Source organism: Dactylosporangium sp. NBC_01737, from assembly GCF_035963215.1.
Lineage (GTDB): Bacteria > Actinomycetota > Actinomycetes > Mycobacteriales > Micromonosporaceae > Dactylosporangium.
Map to the genome: position 1 here is coordinate 9,567,257 of NZ_CP109153.1, position 17,851 is coordinate 9,585,107.

The 17,851-nt window shown below is 70.0% G+C and carries 12 protein-coding genes and 1 pseudogene; 3 read left to right on the top strand and 10 right to left on the bottom strand.

What is annotated here, in order from left to right:
* Positions 1-46 precede the first annotated feature (46 nt).
* The 8 genes from OHA72_RS43795 to OHA72_RS43830 all read right to left on the bottom strand — a co-directional run bounded on the left by OHA72_RS43795 (position 47) and on the right by OHA72_RS43830 (position 13,328).
* Positions 47-1,534, bottom strand: coding sequence for a family 43 glycosylhydrolase (locus tag OHA72_RS43795; RefSeq protein ID WP_327002003.1), 1,488 nt, complete (start codon positions 1,532-1,534; stop codon positions 47-49).
* A 25-nt stretch (positions 1,535-1,559) separates the two neighbouring features.
* Positions 1,560-4,013, bottom strand: a complete 2,454-nt coding sequence (locus OHA72_RS43800) for a glycoside hydrolase family 127 protein (RefSeq protein ID WP_327002004.1) — start codon at positions 4,011-4,013, stop codon at positions 1,560-1,562.
* Positions 4,014-4,085: 72 nt separating this feature from the next.
* Positions 4,086-4,883, bottom strand: a complete 798-nt coding sequence (locus tag OHA72_RS43805) for a carbohydrate ABC transporter permease (protein ID WP_327002005.1) — start codon at positions 4,881-4,883, stop codon at positions 4,086-4,088.
* Positions 4,884-4,892: 9 nt separating this feature from the next.
* Positions 4,893-5,807 carry a carbohydrate ABC transporter permease gene (locus OHA72_RS43810; protein ID WP_327002006.1) on the bottom strand — a complete coding sequence of 305 codons (915 nt, stop codon included), beginning with the start codon at positions 5,805-5,807 and terminating at the stop codon, positions 4,893-4,895.
* 56 nt (positions 5,808-5,863) lie between these two features.
* Positions 5,864-7,135 (bottom strand): ABC transporter substrate-binding protein, encoded by a 1,272-nt coding sequence (locus tag OHA72_RS43815; protein WP_327002007.1) that lies wholly within the window; start codon positions 7,133-7,135, stop codon positions 5,864-5,866.
* Positions 7,136-7,174: 39 nt separating this feature from the next.
* Entirely contained in the window at positions 7,175-8,179 is a 1,005-nt protein-coding gene (locus OHA72_RS43820) for a LacI family DNA-binding transcriptional regulator (RefSeq protein ID WP_327002008.1), read from the bottom strand.
* Between the two features lie 30 nt (positions 8,180-8,209).
* Positions 8,210-11,518 (bottom strand): discoidin domain-containing protein, encoded by a 3,309-nt coding sequence (locus OHA72_RS43825; RefSeq protein ID WP_327002009.1) that lies wholly within the window; start codon positions 11,516-11,518, stop codon positions 8,210-8,212.
* 49 nt (positions 11,519-11,567) lie between these two features.
* On the bottom strand, positions 11,568-13,328 hold the full coding sequence (locus tag OHA72_RS43830) for a glycoside hydrolase family 127 protein (RefSeq protein ID WP_327002010.1): 1,761 nt from the start codon (positions 13,326-13,328) through the stop codon (positions 11,568-11,570).
* A gap of 213 nt (positions 13,329-13,541) precedes the next feature.
* On the opposite strand from OHA72_RS43830, the gene OHA72_RS43835 reads away from it, so the two are divergent.
* A complete protein-coding gene (locus OHA72_RS43835) occupies positions 13,542-14,567 on the top strand; it encodes a LacI family DNA-binding transcriptional regulator (protein ID WP_327002011.1) in 1,026 nt (341 codons plus the stop codon).
* A gap of 235 nt (positions 14,568-14,802) precedes the next feature.
* Here the strand turns inward: OHA72_RS43835 and OHA72_RS43840 are convergent.
* Together OHA72_RS43840 and OHA72_RS43845 are read right to left on the bottom strand one after the other, a co-directional pair.
* Positions 14,803-15,078, bottom strand: a pseudogene (locus tag OHA72_RS43840) (GntR family transcriptional regulator); the annotation flags it as partial.
* Entirely contained in the window at positions 14,964-15,284 is a 321-nt protein-coding gene (locus tag OHA72_RS43845) for a hypothetical protein (protein WP_327002012.1), read from the bottom strand. The gene OHA72_RS43845 and the pseudogene OHA72_RS43840, both read right to left, overlap by 115 nt.
* 77 nt (positions 15,285-15,361) lie before the next feature.
* Here OHA72_RS43845 and OHA72_RS43850 point away from each other — a divergent pair, with 77 nt between their 5' ends.
* Positions 15,362-16,417: an acyltransferase family protein gene (locus OHA72_RS43850; RefSeq protein WP_327002013.1), complete on the top strand. Its 1,056-nt coding sequence runs from the start codon at positions 15,362-15,364 to the stop codon at positions 16,415-16,417.
* 139 nt (positions 16,418-16,556) lie between these two features.
* On the top strand, positions 16,557-17,849 hold the full coding sequence (locus tag OHA72_RS43855; protein WP_327002014.1) for an ABC transporter substrate-binding protein: 1,293 nt from the start codon (positions 16,557-16,559) through the stop codon (positions 17,847-17,849).
* Positions 17,850-17,851 lie beyond the last annotated feature (2 nt).

Genomic DNA, 17,851 nt, shown 5'->3' on the forward strand with positions numbered 1-17,851 from the left:
GGGCGCCGGAACACTCCCACGGCTTCACACGTTCCAGTGCGGTTTCTCAGGAGGCGGGCTCGCCTGACGGGACGGCGAGCTGGGTGCCGAGGGCGACCGGGACGCCGAAGTTCGGGGTGCCGTCGGCGTTCCAGGTGAACTTCTGGGCGCGGGTGCTGCGGTTCATGTCGCAGCCGCCGCTGGTGGAGCTGTTGGCGTGGTACACGATCCAGTCCTCGGTGCCGTCGGGCGACTTGAAGAAGCCGTTGTGGCCGGGGGCGTAGACCGAGTTGGCGTTGGAGCGCTGGAACACCGGGTTCGGGGACTTCACCCACGACGAGGAGCTCAGCGGGTCACCGCCGTTGTAGGTGAGCATGCCGAGCTTGTAGTCCGGGGTCGAGCAGTGGCTGGCCGAGTAGATGATGAACGTCTTGCCGTTGCGGGTGAGGACCTCGGCGCCCTCGTTGACGGCGCCGCCGACCGTCTCCCAGCTGTAGGTGGGCGTGGACAGGATGCGGCGGGTGCCGCTGGCCGTCCAGGGGTTGCTCAGCGGGCGGATGAACATCGGCTGGGAGCCGTTGTAGAAGGTGCCGAGCAGGTACAGCTGGCCGTTGAGCTGCAGGATGCTCGGGTCCAGCTCCCACGTGTTGTCCTGGGTCGGGTCGAGCAGGTCGGCCTTGAACGTGTAGGGGCCCATCGGGTCCAGGCCGGCGCTCTCCAGGACGTGGATGCGTTGCGTGCCGAGGTTGTAGGGCTCCTGGCCGGCCGTGTAGTAGAAGTACCAGCGCTGCCCGTTGGGGCCGTTGAGCAGGTGGAACTCCGGCGCCCACATGGTGCCGGCGCCGTTGGGCCGGGTCAGGTTGAAGATGACCGTCTCCGGCGACGTGGCCAGGCCGCCGAGGGTGCGGCTCTTGCGCATCGTGATGGTGCGGTTCCAGGTGGTCGAGGCCAGGTAGTAGTAGCCGTCGTAGTAGGTGAGCCACGGGTCGGGGCCCTGCGGGTCGAGCGGGTTCGCGAACGTGCGGCCCGTCGGCGGCGTGGTGCCACCGTTGTACGACGGCAGCCGCCACACCCGATCCGAAGCGGTACTGCACGTCAGTTGCACGAGACCCGCGGAGCCCGCCGCGATGCACTTGCCGGATTGGACGCCGACGAGGTTGAACGTGTTGGTGACGCCGGAGACGGTGACCGCCTGGAGGCGGAACTGCTGGTTGGTCTGGCCGTTGCAGGTGTACTGGATGATCGTCGCGTTGTCGGCGGTGGAGCGGCCGGTCACGTCGACGCAGGAACCCGCGGTGAGCGTGTTGACGGTGTAGGTGTCGGTCGTGTTCGCGACCGGCACGAACGTGTAGTTCTGGCTGGTCGCGCCGTTGCAGGCGGCCTGCACGAGCTGCAGGACGTTGGTGGGCGCGCCGTTGGGGACGTTCGCGCACTGGCTGCTGGCGCGGTTGACGATCGTGCTGGTGAAGGTCACGGGTGCGGCCGCGGCGGCGGGGGCGTGCAGGATCGGCACGCCCACCGCGACGAGCAGGGCGAGCACAACGGGGCGTTTCATGAGGGTCCTCCCTTGCAACATGGGTTCAGGTCCCGGTGGCGGCGAGGTCGGCGACCTCCGCAGCCGTCAGTGCGCGGCTGTAGAGGCGGAGGCTGTCGACGGCACCGTCGAGGTACGGGTCGGCGTACTGGGAGCGGCCGACCCAGTTCTGCGTGGTCGCGCCGAGGTTCGCCGGGCTGAGCGTCATCGCGGTGTTGCGGGCGGCCTCCGCGCCGTTGACGTACAGCACGCCCAGGTTGGCGTTGCGGGTGACCGCGACGTGCGTCCAGGCTCCGGCGGGCAGGGCCGCGGGCGCGTCGATGCGCTGTTCGCCGCCCGCGCCGGTGGCGGTGATGGCGAAGCGGGCCGTGCCGGAGCCGGAGCGGGCCGTGAGGAACATGTTGACGCCGGTACCGCTGCCGAAATCGAAGACACGGGCCCAGTTCGCGAGCACGTCGACGCGCACCCACAGGGCGATCGAGAAGTTCGTGGCGCCGGACAGGATGCCCGACGGCAGCGCCACGTAACCGTTGGTGCCGTTGAGGTTGACGGCGCTGCCATTGCGCCCGGTCACGTAGGTGCCGTTGGCGACCGTGGCGGTGCGGCCGTTGCCGGTGGCGTCGTTGCCGTTGCCGTCGAACAGGTAGTGCGCGACGAACAGTGGCAGCGGCGGGGTGCTGTTCACGGACCAGTAGACGCTGTAGCGCTGGCCGTGGACCTTGTAGAACGGCTGGAGGGTGACGCCGCCGGCCGTGTACTGCAACGGCGTCGAGGTGGCGGTCAGCGACGACGGGTTGAGCACCGGCAGTGCGCTGAGGTTGTTGGTGCCGAAGAGGCCGCCGAGGACGATCGGGCCGACCTTCACCGCCTGGACGCTGCTGTTGTCGTTCGTGGCCTCACGGGTCAGCGCCATCGGCAGGGTCACGTCGACCACGTCCCCGGACGCCCAGGTGCGGCTGATCGTGGCGAACGTGCCGGGCGCCGGAGCCGTCTGCGCCGTGCCGTTGACGCGGACCGTCGCCCCGGAGGCCCACGCCGGGATGCGCACCTTCATGGCGAACGTGCCGGCGCCGGTGACCGTGAGCCTGGTCGAGGCGGCCTCCGGGAACCCGGTCTCCTGCCGGATCGTGACGCCACGCGCCGACCACGTCAGCGCCGACGGGATGAACAGATTGACGTACAGGGTGCTGGCGCCGTCGTGGAAGTAGATGCTGTCGCCGAACTTGGTGCTGCTCTCCATGCCGGTGCCGTGGCAGCAGACGAAGCTGTTGTAGTCGTTGCTGTAGGTCTTGATGCCGCCGGCGCGCAGCGGCACGTAGTAGCACTGGAAGCCGTGCGCGGAGTTCGGGTCCTGCGAGGCCAGGATGTGGTTGTAGAGCGCCTTCTCGTAGTAGTCGAGGTAGTCCACTCTGGACGGGTCGGTGAAGAACAGCTGCCGGGTCAGCTTCAGCATGTTGTGGGAGTTGCAGCATTCCGCGGTCGTGTCGGACAGCTCGCTGGCGATGCGGTCCGGTGCCTTGAAGTACTCGCCGTTGGAGTTGCCGCCGATGGCGTACGTGTGGCGCCGCGTCACGATGTCCCAGAAGTTGACGGCGATGTCGCGGTACCGGGTGGTGCCGGTCGCGTGGTATTCGCGGATCGCGCCGATGACCTTCGGGATCTGGGTGTTGGCGTGGTAGTTGTTCAGGGCGTCGGTGTTCGCGGCGAGGGGGTCGAAGATCTCGGCGTGGTCGAACTGCTGTGCGGCGGCGAGGTGCGCGGCGTTGCCGGTCAGCTGGTAGAGGTTGGTGAGGACCTCGTTCATCCCGCCGAACTCGGTGTCCAGCATGTTCTGCCGTTGGGTCTGGGTCAGCCGGTCGTTGCGGAACTTGACCCAGGCCGCCATGCCGGTGAGCACGGTGAGCGCCTGGGCGTTGCCGGCCAGCAGGTGCATGTCGAGCAGGCCGGCGAAGAGCTTGTGCAGCGTGTAGTAGGGCGCCCAGACGGCCTGGCGGGCCTCGACCCGGTCGATGAAACTCTCCGGGAAGGCGCTGAGGTAGCCGGTGTTGTAGCCCGCGGTGGCGGCCCGGGACTGGCACTGGGCGAGGACGGTGACGAGTTGGTCGCCCTTGGTCTTGAAGGCGGTGTTGCCGGTGCTGGCGTACGCCTGGGCGAGGGCGGACAGGATGTGGCCGGTGGAGTGCCCGCGCAGCTCGGTGGTCGGTGATTCCCAGCCGCCGCACGGGGTGGCGGAGGACGACAGGCCCACGTTGAGGCGGAACGTGTGCAGCAGCCGGTCGTTGTCCAGGAACAGCAGGTAGGAGTGGATGCGGCCGGCGGCGGCGCTGAACGGGCTGCTGAGCAGCTGCACCGCGGTGAGCGGGAACGCGTAGGCCGAGACGCCGGTGTCGGGCCGTGCGGCCGCCTCTCCGGACAGCAGCAGCGGCGCGACGGCGGTGGCGGCGCCCGCGACGGCGGTGGTCCGCAGCACGGTGCGGCGGGTCACCGGTGGTGAGGACATGGTGCCTCCCGAGGGTATGGGGTGTCCGCGGACCGTCCCTCGTGGACGGTCCGCCGTATTTCCGAAGTCGCGCTATCCGCGCAGCGCGCCCGACATGAAGCCCCGGACGTAGCTGCGTTGCAGGACGAGGAAGAGCAGCAGGCAGGGCACCGCCATGAACGTGACGCCGGCCTCCAGGGCGGCGTAGTCGATGGCGCCGAACGAGGCGGTGCGCATGTTGACCACGGCGAGCATGACGGTGAACTTGGACGTGGAGTTGAGCAGGATGAGCGGGGCGAAGAACTCGCTCCACGAGGTGAGGAACGCGAACAGCCCGACGGTGATCAGCCCGGGCCGCACCGCGTGCAGCATGATGCGGGTCAGCGCGCCGAAGCTGTTACAGCCGTCGATAAGCGCGGACTCCTCCAGCTCCTTCGGGATCGCCTCGAACGCGTTGCGCATCATGAAGATGGAGAACGGCAGCTGGAACATGATGAGGACCAGGCTGAGCCCGACCAGCGAGTCCTGCAGGCCGATCCAGCCCAGCAGCACGTACAGGGCGATGAGGATGGTCGCGTAGGGCACCATCAGGATCGCCAGGGTGAGCAGGAACAGGGCGTTCTTGCCGGGGAACGTGAACCGGCCGAACGCATAGCCGCCAAGGGTCGCGACCAGCAGCGTGCCGCCGACGGTGAGCGCGCACACGGTGAAGCTGTTGACGACGTGCTCGACGCGGATGCCGTTGTCGGAGGTGAACAGCCGGCGGTAGTTCTCGGTGCCGAAGCCGGTCGGGGTGCGCACCGACGCCCACGCGCTCCACAGCAGCGGGAACAGGAACAGGATGGCCAGGGCGGCGCCGGTCACGCCGAAGCTCAGGTTCCGCAGTCTCATCGAAAGCTCCTACTGCGATCGGCGGCGCAGCACGCCGAGCTGGATGGCGTTGAACACGATGAGCACCCCGAGCAGGACCACCGAGATGGCCGCCGCCGAGCCGAGATCCAGCTCGATGAACGCCTCCCGGTAGATGACCATCACCAGCGAGGTGGTGCTGTTGTCGGGCCCGCCGCGGGTGAGGATCCAGAACTGGTCGAACGCCAGCAGCGACCCGGTGATCATGAGGGTGAGCACGAGCGCGATCGTCGGGCGCATGAGCGGCACCGTGATCCGGCGGAAGATCTGGAAGCGGGTCGCGCCGTCCAGCCGGGCCGCCTCGTACACGTCGAGCGGGATCGCCTGCAGGCCGGTGAGCAGGATCAGCATGTTGAACCCGGCGAAGCGCCACAGCACCAGCACCACCGCCGAGCCGAGCGCGGTGTTCGGGCTGCCGCTGGTCCAGGACACGTAGGCGTCCCCGACCAGCAGCTCGTTGACCGGGCCGATCTCATCGCTGAGCAGGCCGAGGAACAGCAGCGACGCGCTGGCGAAGCCGACCGCGGCGGGCAGGAAGAACGCGGTGCGCAGCAGCCCGACCCCGCGCCGGCGGTGCTGCACCATGAGCGCCAGCCCGAAGGACAGCGCGAACAGCAGGACCGTGACGACCACCGTGTACTTCAGCGTGAACCACACGGCGCTGCGCAGCAGCTCGTCGTCGCCGAGCCCGGCGTAGTTCTCCGGGACGTTCAGCGTCGGCGCGCCGAGCAGCGGCCAGTGGTGCAGTGACATCCACACGACCAGCCCGAGCGGCACGACGAAGAACATGCCCACCACGAACGCGGTCGGCGCGGCGTACAGGGCGCCGACCCACTGCTTGTTGCGTTTCCTTCGCGGCGGCGCCGACGGCAGGACCGTCGGTCGCGCTGGCGCCAGCAACGTCATCATCTTCTCCGGGACGGGGTGCCCGCCCTCTTGCGAGGGCGGGCCCGGGTTCACAGCTATTTCTTCAGGGACGCGGTGAGGGCGGTGGCGCCGTCGCCGAGGGACTTCTGCGCGTCGCCGAACAGCGCACCGCGGAACGCGGTGTTCCACGGGCTCTGCGGGTCGTTGTAGGTGGCGTTGAAGTTCTTCGCGTACGGCGTCTTGCCCTTGCCCATCAGGTTGTTGATGGCCACGACGCGCGGGTCGGCGGAGGAGTACTTGTTCGCGGCGAGGTCGGTGCGCGTCGGCACGCCCTTGCCCTTCGCCACGACCTCGACCTGGGCCTCGTCGCCGAGGGTCCAGGCCAGGAAGTCCCAGGCCTGCGCGGCGTGCTTGCTGGTGGCGCCGATGCCGATCGAGTCGCCGCCGACGAACGTCGACTCGCCCCCGTTGATGCCGCTGATCGGCGCGATGCCGACCTTGAAGGCGGCCTTCTCCTCGATGATGCCGAGCCACGCCGACGGCGCCGGCGCGATGCCGATCTTGCCGCTCTGCAGCGCGCCGAGCCAGGTCGGGCCGGCCTCGTCCTTCGAGGCGGGCGCGGCGACGCCCTCGTCGTACAGCTTGCGGTAGAGGGCGAAGACGTCGGCCATCTCCTTGGAGTCGATCGTCGAGGCGGTGCCCTCGGCGTTCATCACGTCACCGCCCGCGGCCCACACCGACGGCCACAGGGTGAACACGTTGCAGCCGCCGCAGTTGCCGCCGAAGTAGGTGCCGTTGATGTCGCCGCCGAGCTTGTCGACGGCGCGGGCGGCGGCGGCGAACTCGGTCAGGGTCGTCGGCGGCTTCTCCGGGTCGAGGCCCGCCTTGGTGAACAGGTCCTTGTTGTAGAGCATCACCGACATGTCGATGGTGTGCGGAACCGCGTAGTTCTTCTTGTTCCAGGTGCCGTTGCGCACGTGCGCGGGGGCGACCTTGTCCTTCACCGGCAGGGCGTTGAACTTCTCGGTGATGTCCAGCCACAGGCCCTGCGAGGCGTACTGCGGGGCGAACACCACGTCGGAGGCGAACAGGTCCGGCAGCGCCTTGGCGCCGGCGGCGGAGGCAAGCTTCGCCGGGTACTCCTCGTTCGGGTATGCGGTGACCTGCACCTGGTTCTTGTGGGTGGCGTTGTAGGCCGCCGCGTAGGCCTTCGACACGGACTCGGTGGCGGCCCGTGTCCACAGGGTGAGGGTGGCCCCGCTGTCCGGGGCCTCACCGCTCGCCGCCGGCGAATCCGAGGAGTCGCCGCAGGCGCCGAGCGCCAGCAGCAGGGTGGCGGCGACGGTGCCGCTCAGTAAACGCTTCAAGGTCGTTTCCCTTCCTGGACACATTGTTTGTGAGCGTTATCAAAAAGCAAGAGCGGAGGTGCTTTCACGCACGACGAGGTCGGGGGCGGACCGGTGCTGCCCGGTCTGCCGCACGCCCGCCGCGATCTGGGTGACGAGCAGGTGCATGCTGCGCCGGCCGAGTTCGGCGAAGTCCTGCCGGACGGTGGTCAGCGGAGGCTGCAGGTACGGTGCCTCCGGCATGTCGTCGAACCCGACGACGCTGACCGCGGCGGGCACGGGCCGCCCGGCCTCGTGCATGGCGCGCAGCACACCGATCGCCATCTGGTCGTTGCCGCAGAACACGGCGGTGACCGCCGGGTCCGCGGCGAGCGCCCGGCCGGCGGCGTAGCCGGACCGTGCGCTCCAGTCGCCGGGCAGCGCGGCCGGCACCGGCAGCCCGGCGTCCTCGAGCGCGGCCTGCCAGCCGGACATCCGCTCGCGGGCCTCCGGCCACTCGGGTGGGCCCGCCACGTGGTGCACGGTGCGGTGGCCCAGTGCGATCAGGTGCCGGGTGGCGAGCCCGGCGCCGGCGGCGTTGTCGACGGCGACCATCGGCACCTCCGGCATGGCGTGGGAGTCGATGCCCATGCCGACGATCGGGACGTGCGCCGGCACGTCGAGCAGCGAGCGGCCCAGCGCCGTCCAGGCCGCGGCGACCGGGGCGAGGGTGATGATCCCCTCGACCGCCTGTTCCCGCAGCCGGCGGATCGCTTCGGAGACGGAAGGCACGTTCAGCTCCCTGGCGCTCGCGATGCTGACGAAGTAGCCCGCTTCCCGGGCCGCGCGTTCGATGGCGTGGACCATGAACGACGGCCCGAACAGCGTGGTGTCGAAGGTGACCAGGCCGACGGTCTGCGACCGGTTGGTGGCGAGGGTCCTGGCCGCGACGTTGGGCTGGTAGTCCAGCGCCCGCATCGCGGCCAGGACTCTGGCCCGGGTCTCCGACCGGACGCTCGGGTGGTCGTTGACCACCCGGGACACGGTCTGGTGGGACACCCCGGCGAGGTGGGCGACGTCCCGCATCGCCGGGGGCCTTCGTACGCTGTGCATGACCTACGGACCGAATGCTTTGACTTCGAGAAGGCCGACCGATGCGGTGCCGCTCTGCAGCAGCACCCGCAGCCTGGTGGTGCTCACCGCGGTGAACGTCACGTGGTTGTACTGGTTGATCCCGAGCGGGTAGCCCGAGGCCCCGGCGACGTCCACGTAGGCGGTGCCGTTCCAGTACTGCAACTTCCACGAGGCGGGCAGCCGCACCCCGCCGTTGTCGTCGAAGAAGTAGACGTCGGCCGAGTTCAGCGTCTGCGCGCTGCCCCAGGTCAGCAGGCCCCACTGCTCCCCCGTGTTGGGCCAGGTGCCCCAGCGCGGGTTGACGGTGTCGTTGGAGCTGGGCGGGTCGATGCCGTCGTTGAGGGCGGCGACGCTCTCCCACGCCGAGGTGTACGACGCGGTCGGTGTGGCGCCGATGGCGAGGTTGCCGCCGCCCGTCGGTGGTGGCACGGTCCCGCCGCGGTTGTAGACCTTCACCTCGGTCAGGCCGGTCTTGAAGCCCGACGCGTGGGTGACCTGCACCCGCAGCCTGGTGGTGTTGACCCCGGTGAAGTTGACGACGTTGTAGTTCGCCCGTGGCGTGCCCGGCGTCTTCACCGCTCCCGCCACGTTCACCCAGGCGCTGCCGTTGTAGTACTGGATCTGGTACGAGCTGGGCTGCCGGTAGCGGTTGGTGGCCCGGTCGTTGCGGAACCACAGCCGCACCTCGTCGACCGTGCGGGCCTGCCCGAGGTTGAGCTCCAGCCAGTCGGTGGCGTTGGGCGAGCCGTAGGTGCCCCACAGCGGTTCGTTGATGGGGAACCCGTCGACCGCGTTCGCGCCGGCGGTGCCGCTTGCCGTGTAGGACGCGGTGGTGGCCACGCCCTGGGCGTAGTTCGGCAGGGTCGAGGTCAGGTCGACGCCGGCCTTGTTGAACATGTCGACCAGCTGGGTGCTGCTCTGGCTGACCTGGGTCGGCGACTGCAGGCCGGAGTAGGCCGCGCTGAACTGCACGGTCGCGCCGCCGCCGGCGGGGAAGGTGACCGCGCCGGTGGCGGGGTTCCAGACCAGGCGGACCAGCTTGTCGACGGTCGCCACGCGGGTGCCGTTGACGAAGATGGAGTAGCCCTGCGGGATGCCGCTGTACTTGACGACGCCGTCGGCCGGGTCGTCCCACACGACGCTGAGGTCGGCGTTGCGGTAGCGCAGGTTGTTGGCCGCGAAGTTCGGCCAGCCGATGTTCAGCGGGCTCAGCTCGACCTGGTTGTCGTTGCGCGGCCGCAGGCCCATCACGTCCTCGATGACGGTCCAGTTGCTGCTGCCGAGGATGTTGTGGTGGATCCAGGACCGGTAGTCGATGTTCTTCGTGCCGGCGTTCCAGTCGGCCCAGAACTCGTTGGCGTCCGGCCATTGCGTGCTGCCGCCGATGTACTGCGCCCAGGCGTTCCAGTAGAGCAGCTTCTTGTAGTCCTCTGTGGACATCCACTGGTTGGGGTAGTTGCGCAGCACCGAGGAGTACAGCCGGAACTGCACCGTGGAGTTGATGGTGGAGAAGTTGTTGCTGCCGGGTGAGCCCGCCGCGGCGGCGGCCGCCTTGTCCTTCTGGTTGGCCGTGAAGAACGGGAACACCGGGTATTCGGCGGGGTCGGCGAACAGCCGCAGCGCCTGCTTGTACTCGTCGGTGTTGGGCATCGCGCCGACCGAGTACGGGTAGTAGTTGTTGATTTCCTTCCACGGCACGAGCGTGTTGGTGGACACGTGCCGGTGCTCGATGAGCTTGTTGGTCGAGTCCCACAGCGTCGACACGATCGCGTTGCGGATGCGGTCGGCGATCACCTGCATCTCGGCGGCCTTCGTGGTGTTGCCGATCGCCGTGTACGCCTGGACGGCGGCGAGCGCTCCACTGTAGACGTACGCCGACTCGGCCCGGTCCATGTTGCCGGAGCGCCAGTGGAAGGACACCGCGTCGGCGTCGTTGCCGGTGAGGGCGCCCCAGTCGTACTCGATGAGGCCGTTGTTGTTGTGGTCGTAGTAGGACAGCTGGCCCTTCACGTCGCCCTCGGCGTACTTCGCGAGGTTGCCGGCGATCGCGGGCTGCCCGCCGTGGATCTGGTAGCTGCGCCAGGCGGCCTCGGCGATGTACTGGGTGTAGCTGTTGGACCAGTTCTCTGGGTCGCCGGGGTTGTCCATGAACCGGCCGCCCTTGGAGGTCTGCCCGACGGACAGCCAGGGGCCGTAGGAGTAGGCGGCGTTGCGCAGGTACTTGAGGTCGTCGATGTGCATCGGCTGGGTGAGCGCGATCGCGTTGTTGTAGCCCAGCGCGCCCTCGACCGACACCGGGAACTGGAAGTCCTGCCCGGGGATGTCGACGTCGAGGTAGTTGAAGCGCATCAGCCACCAGCGGTAGTAGATGTTCTTCTTGATGGCCGGCTCGGGCACGTCGAGGTAGGGCACGTTGGTCGCCCACCAGCGGTTGTACTCCCGCACGTGGGTCGAGAACGCGGTCGCCGCGCTGTAGCCCTTGTAGGCGTTGTACTCCGTCAGCGAGTCCGGGATCTCGTTGGCCACGAAGCCCAGCAGCACCTTGGTCGTGACCGTGGCGCCGGCCGCGATCGTCACCGACCGGTTGAGCCCGCCGCTGGTGGCGGTGAACCCGTCGGCGGACAGCCGCGGGTACAGGGTGGTGAGGTTGTTCTTCACGTTCACCTGACCGGTCAGCTCGTTGCCGCTGCCGGAGGTGGCGTAGGGCGAGGTGACCCGCAGCGCGATCGTCTGCGACGCGGTGCCGGTGTTGGTGATCGCCAGGTTGTCGACCGCGACGTTGTTCTGGGTGATGAACTTCGTCTGGTTGATCCGCAGGGATCCGTTGGTGTGCACGCTCTTCCAGTGGCTCGGCGCCTGCCAGCGCTGCGAGACCTGCTCCGACCAGGTGCCGGTGCCGGCGGTGACCGTGAACGCGCTCTGGCCGTTGATGCTCTCCCAGTAGGCGACGTCGCCGCCGAAGCCGAGCGTCGACGGGGTGTGCGTCTTCATGAACACGCCCCGGCCGCGGCTCATCAGCCAGGTGCCGGCGGGGTCGTTGCCGGGCCGGGCGAGCAGCCGGTCCATCCAGAAGTCGGTGCCGCCGCTCTCCGCGTCGAAGATGGCCTGCATCGTGTTGCCGGTCGTCATGGCGACCGGTGGAGCGGGCACGGCGGGCCCGCCGAACGTCGGGTAGCCGATGGTCTGCGCCGCGGAGGCCGGTTGGGCGGCCAGGATCGCCGCGGCGGTGGAGCCGGTCAGGACGGTCGTCAACGCGAGTGCCAGCCTGAGTTTCCAGCGGGGGTGTGGCATCGCGTCACCTCCATTCGGGTGGGGGCCAGTGGGTCGCCGGGTGGTGGGGTCAGAGGGTGGCGGTGGGCAACCAGATCCGCATCGTGGACGGTCCACGCCGCGCCCAGCGGTGGTAGGGCACGAGGGTGACCACGATCGGTTCCGAGCTTTCGGGGGTTTCGTTGCGGCCGTGGTACGGCCAGTCGCGCTCGACGGGCCGGATCAGGCGGCCCTTGACGGCGGTGGTCTCGGGCGCGACGGACGTGTCGACCTGGAGGTCGTCGAGGGTGACGCCGTCCTCCTGGTCGACGGACTCCGCGCACATCACGACCGGGCCGACCTCGACGGCCGCGCAGCCGCGGGTGGCGTCGACCCGCGGGTCGGGGAACGTCCAGCGCGGCTTCATGGGCAGTTCGAGGCGCACCTGGTCGCCGTCCTGGGCCGGCGCGGTGCCGTGTGCCCAGGCCGGCACCCGCAAGGTGACGGCCGTGTCGGCGGTGACGACGACGCTGCCACCTTCGGGGTAGTCGGTGCTGACGGTGAGCCGCGTCCCGTTCCCCTCGACGGTCATCGGTGCGTAGTGGTGCACCTGAACGCCCGAGTCGTCCTCCGTCACCAGGTAGGTGCCGAGCGAGGCGAGGAGCCGGGCGACGTTGTTGAGGCAGCAGGAGACCTCGAACCACGGCGCGCGCGGCCCGCCGCCGAAGCGCAGCTGCTCCCGGTCCGGCGGCACCGCCTCGGTGGGGGTGCGCTGGTGCAGGGTGTTGGCGTAGAAGAAGGCCCGCCCGTCGTCGGCGACCGCAGTGGCGATCACGTTGTGCAGGACCCGGTCGACGATGTCGCCGTAGCGCATGTCGCCGGTCGCCAGCAGCAGGCGGTGCGCCAGCATGACGGTGGCGACGCCGGCGCACGTCTCGGAGTAGGCGCGGTCCGGCGGCAGCACGAAGTCATCGCCGAACGACTCGTCGAGGTGCCGGGAACCCATGCCACCGGTGATGTACGTGCGCCGGGCCAGGGTCCGTTCGAACTGCCCGGCCACGGCGCCGAGCAGCGCGTCGTCGCCGGTCTCCACGGCGACGTCGACGGCCCCGGCGGCGAGATACAGCGCACGGACCGAGTGCCCGTGGAACACCTCGCCGTCGCGCACCGGCACCGCGTCCTGGAAGTACCGCCACCCGAACTCGTGCTCGGGCAGGCTGCGGTGCCCGCGCCGGTCGACGAACCGGGTGGCCTGGTCGAGGTAGCGCTCGTCGCCGGTGACCCGGAACAGCTCGACGAGTGCCGTCTCGATCTCCGGGTGGCCGCAGATCATCGCATCGGCGAAGGTGTCGCAGATGTGGTCGGCGGCGCGGCGGGCCACATCAAGGAGTCCGTCGGCCCGGCCGGTGCGGGCCGCCGCGACGCCCGCCTGGATCAGGTGGCCGGCGCAGTACAACTCGTGGCCGAAGTTCAGGTCGCTGTACCGCTCCGGCTGGCCGGGCCGCCCGAACGCGGTGTGCAGATAACCGTCGGCGGCCTGTGCCCCGGCGATCATCGCGGTGAGCTCGTCCAGCCGCGCGTCGTAGTTCGTGCCGCCGGGGCGCACCGACTCCCAGCACATCGCCTCGACGTGCTTGTACACCTCGGAGTCGGAGAACTCGCGACCGCGGCGGCGAGAGGTGCCGGTGCCCGTGGTGGCGAAGTTGCCGGTCCAGCCGAGCCGGTCGAGCCAGGTGCGGCAGTGCTCGATCGTGGCGGTGCCGTTCACTGCCTGCCGCTGCGCCCAGAACCCACCGGTGATGCGGACCCGCCGCGGGTCGATGGGCCGCAACGCCCCACGGGAAGGGAACACCGGCCCTCCACTGCCCACCGTCACCGCGGTACCGTCCTTCCGTTCACGAAAACCTTTTCGGAAGGATGGCAGCAGCACATCGTCGTGTCAACGGTCGATTTCCAAAGCGTTCCAAGCAGCTTCTGACCTGCGTGTCGGGTTGTGACAGTTGTGACACGCAACCGGGCGTGTGTATGCTCGCCGAAAAGTTTTCGGAGTTCGGGAAGGACGCTGGTGAGCAGGAAACGCGCGCAGGTCACCCTCACCGATGTCGCCAAGCTCGCCGGCGTCTCGGTCGCGACCGCCTCCAAGGCGCTCAATGCCCGCGACGAGGTGGCGCCGGCGACGCGGCGGCGGGTCCAGCAGGCCGCAGAGGAACTTTCATTCCAGCCCAACGTCCTCGCGCGCGGCCTGATCTCGGGCAACACCCGCACGATCGGCCTGCTCACCGACGAGCTGTCGGCGGCCCGCTTCGCGATCCCGGTCCTGCTCGGCGCGGAGAACGCGCTGGGCAACGAGCAGATGAGCGTGCTGCTGTGCGACGCCCGCGGCGACTCGATCCGCCGCCAGCACTACATCCGCACGCTGCTCGCCCGGCAGGTGGACGGGTTCATCATCCTCGGCGACGCCAACGACCTGCGCCCGTCGCTGACCCGCAGCATCCCGGTGCCGGTCGTGTACGCGTACTGCGAGTCCGACGACCCGGCGGACCTGTCCGTCGTGGCCGACGACGCCGGCGGCGCCCACCTGGCCGCGGAGCACCTGGTGTCGCTGGGCCGCAGGCGCATCGCCCACATCACCGGCGACCACGGCTACCGCGCCGCCCGCGACCGCGCCCTCGCCTTCGCGTCCGGCCTGTCCTCGGCGGGGCTCTCCTTGGTCGGCGAGCCGCTGTTCGGGCAGTGGTCACAGCGCTGGGGGCGGCACGCGACGTCCCGGCTGCTGGCCGCGCACCCCGACATCGACGCGATCTTCTGCGGCAACGACCAGATCGCCTCCGGCGTCACCGAGGCGCTGCGCGACCTGGGCCGCACCTGCCCCGACGACGTGGCCGTGGTCGGCTACGACAACTGGGAGGTGTTCGCCACCGAGTGCCGCCCTCCGCTGACCACCGTCGATCTCAACCTGGAGCAGCTCGGCGCGACCGCGGTGCGGCACCTGTTCGCCGCCCTCGACGGCGACCAGCACTCGGGTGTCGTGCGCCAGCCCGGCCGCCTGGTCGTGCGCGAGTCCACCGGCGTCGCCCCCGCCGCCCGCTGACGGCACGCTCCGGCGGCTGCCGCGGGCACGACCTCAGCCGCCGGCCGCGTGGCGGCCAGCGCCGCCTCGACGATCCGCAGCGCCTCCCCGCGTCGACCCCGACGCTCGCGGCCACGGCCGCGTACTCGGCGGCGGCGCGGCGGACCCGCTCGCGGCCCGCGTCCCCCGTCGCCGACACGAACGAGCCGGCCCTCCCCCGGGTCTCGATCAGTCCCGCCTCCTCCAGCTCCCGGTAGGCGCGGGCGACGGTGTTGGCGGCCAGGCCCAGGTCGGTCGCCAGGCTGCGGATCGTGGGCAGCCTGAAGCCGACCGGCAGCGTGTGGTCCTGGATCTGCCTGGCGTACTGGATGCGCAGCTGCTCGAACGGCGGCACGGGCGAGGACGCGTCGATGACGATCACCGGACGATCATCGCCTGTCGCGCCGCCGCGACACCTGCCGGTGTCCTCGAACGGATGACGACCAGCGCCGACGCGCCGATCACGACGACGGCGACCGAGGCCGCGTTCCACCAGCCCGGCGCGATGCCGAGCAGCAGGACCACCGGCAGCGACCACAGCACCGTCGGCGCGGCCACCTCCCGGGCGTCCTCGATCCGCATGATCACGTCGGCCGTCAGCGACACCTCGTCCTCGGCCACGACCGGCCGCGCCAGCAACCGGCGCAGCTGCAGGCCGGCCCCGGCGGCGACGCCGGCCAGGCAGACCAGCAGGACCACCGCCCCTGCCGGACCGCCGGCCGCTCGACCGTCAGCGCACCGGCCGCCAGCCCACGGCGGCGGCGAAGGCGGCGACCGTGAACGCCGCGTACGCCCGGCCGAGCACGGCCCGCCAGCTGTGCGTGGTCTGGGCGATGCCGGCGCTGTTCCTCATCGCCGGGCTCGGGTCGTGGCATTCGATGCGCCGCCGCGGTGCGGGCGGTTTCGTCCGCGAACGGCTGCTGCGCCTCGGTGTGCCGCTGGTGTTCGCGACGCTGACCATCCTGCCGCTGCCGCCGTGGCTGCGCCTGAAGGCGGCCGATCCCGGCTACGACGAGCCCTACCCGCGGTTCCTGCTGCGGTTCTTCGATGTCCACCTGAGCCTGTCGGACTTCCCGTTCGTCGTGCGGGGCGAATACTTCGAGACCGGGCACCTGTGGTTCGTGGTGCTGCTGCTGGCGTTCTCGTTGCTGCTGGCGGCACTGACTGCGGGGCTGCCGGCCGATCGCGTGCGGCGGATCTGCGACGCCGCCGCCGGCGCGACGGCACGGCGGGGGGTCGTGCTCCTGCCGGCGTTGCCGCTCGCGGTGATCGGCGCGGTCCTGGGCATGGAGGAGTCGTTCGCGGGCTGGAGCCGCTGGGCGTACCTGCTGTTCTTCCTCTACGGATTCGCACTCGCCGCCGACGACCGGTTCCGGGCGGCGATGCGCCGCGACGCCGTGCCTGCGGCGGTTGCCGGGGTCGCGCTCTTCGCGGCCGCCGGGGTGGCACTGGACACTGCCGGCGGAGACCCGTTCACGGACATGACGGCCCACGCGGCCGCCGCTCGGGTGCTGTTCGCGCTGGCCGGCTGGTGCTGGCTGGTGGCGATCCTCGGCCTCCTCGACCGCCCGGCACCGGCCTCCGCCGAACCCGCCCCGGATGGCCGGCGCGGACGAGCATACGCCCACCTGGGCACCGCCGCGCTGCCCCTCTACGTGCTCCACCAGCCGATCGTCGTGGCGGCGGCGTTCGTGGTGGTGCAGTGGCACCTGCCGTCGCCGGTCAAGTACCTGACGATCGTCGCGGCCTCCTTCGCGATCATGTTCGCCGTCTACGAACTCGGCGTGCGGCGCACCCGGCCGACCCGCCTGCTGTTCGGCATCCGCAGCTGACGGCCGTCAGCCGTCGGCGTCGTCGGGGAGACCGCTCACATCGCCGACCGGCGTCGCGAGTACCAAGAATTAACATCCTGACGGTGGTGTTGACAACGATCATGTGATCGCTAACATTCGCTCGGAGCGGAGGCGGTCAATGGGAGCACGCAGATCGGGGTGGCGCTGGGCGGCGGCCCTCGCCGTGGTGCTGACGATGTCAGCCTGCCAGCGCGCCCACGTCGGGCCCGCGCCGACAGGCACCGCCGCCGTCGATGACGCCACCGTCCTCACCATGTGGACGCGGTCGCTGACGGGGGCGTTCAGCCGGGCGCTCATCGACGAGTACAACCGGACCCACCGCAACAAGGTCAAGCTCACGGTCATGCCGGCGGACTCCTACCAGCAGCGCGTCGGCGCGGCCGCCGGCACCCGCCAGCTGCCGGACCTGCTGGCGATCGACGTCGTGTACGCGCCGAACTACGCATCCCAGGGCGTCTTCACCGACATCACCGCGCGGGTCGGGACGCTGGGGTTCCGTGAGTATCTCGCGCCGTCGCACATGCGTGCCGCCACCCACGCCGGCCACGTCTACGGTGTGCCGCACGACATCGACCTGGCCGCGCTGTTCTACAACAAGGACCTGTTCATCCGGGCCGGCCTCGACGGCGACAAGCCGCCGGCGAACCTGCGGGAGCTGCACGAGTTCGCGGCGAAGCTCACCGCGCTCGGCGGCGGCGTGCACGGGTTCAACTTCGGCGGCGCGTGCCCCGACTGCATGTTCGCCACGTCATGGCCGATGATCTGGGCGTCCGGGTCGAAGGTGCTCACCGACGACGGCACCGCCGCGCTGCTCAACAGCCCCGACGCGACGCAGGTGTTCGAGCTGTACCGGCGGATGTACGCCGAAGGGCTGGCGCCGCGCGCCGCCAGGAACGAGAGCGGGCCGTCGTGGACGCAGGCGTTCAGCGAGGGCCTGGTCGGCATCCAGCCGATGGGCGCCACCGCCCTGCGCAACATCGAGGAGGCGTCGCAGTTGCAGGTCGGCGTCGCCGCCATCCCCGGCCTGGAGGGCGGGGCGTCGTCGTTCCTCGGCGGTGACGTGCTCGGCATCAGCTCCAACAGCCGGCACGCGGACCAGGCGTGGGACTTCATCGCGTGGACGCTGTCGGAGCAGGCTCAGGTCGAGGTCGTGGCGAAGAACCGCTACGTCACCGTCCGCAGCGACCTCGACGGCAACGTCTACGCCCAGCAGGACCCGCGGCTGGTGACGTTCACCCAGATCGCGCGCAAGGGCCAGACGCCGTACGCGGTGGCGTTCGGCAAGACCTTCAACGACCCGAACGGGCCGTGGATCTCCGCCGTCGCCGACGCCGTGTTCGGCACCGGCCCGGTGTCGGCCGCCCTGGACCGGCACAACGTGAGCATCACCGCCTCGTTGAGCGGAGGCTGAGC

Coding starts and splice junctions, on each gene's coding strand:
- OHA72_RS43810 (WP_327002006.1), bottom strand. CDS start 5,807: ATGACGTTGCTGGCGCCAGCGCGACCGACGGTCCTGCCGTCGGCGCCG.
- OHA72_RS43825 (WP_327002009.1), bottom strand. CDS start 11,518: ATGCCACACCCCCGCTGGAAACTCAGGCTGGCACTCGCGTTGACGACC.
- OHA72_RS43800 (WP_327002004.1), bottom strand. CDS start 4,013: ATGTCCTCACCACCGGTGACCCGCCGCACCGTGCTGCGGACCACCGCC.
- OHA72_RS43855 (WP_327002014.1), top strand. CDS start 16,557: ATGGGAGCACGCAGATCGGGGTGGCGCTGGGCGGCGGCCCTCGCCGTG.
- OHA72_RS43805 (WP_327002005.1), bottom strand. CDS start 4,883: ATGAGACTGCGGAACCTGAGCTTCGGCGTGACCGGCGCCGCCCTGGCC.
- OHA72_RS43820 (WP_327002008.1), bottom strand. CDS start 8,179: ATGCGGGACGTCGCCCACCTCGCCGGGGTGTCCCACCAGACCGTGTCC.
- OHA72_RS43795 (WP_327002003.1), bottom strand. CDS start 1,534: ATGAAACGCCCCGTTGTGCTCGCCCTGCTCGTCGCGGTGGGCGTGCCG.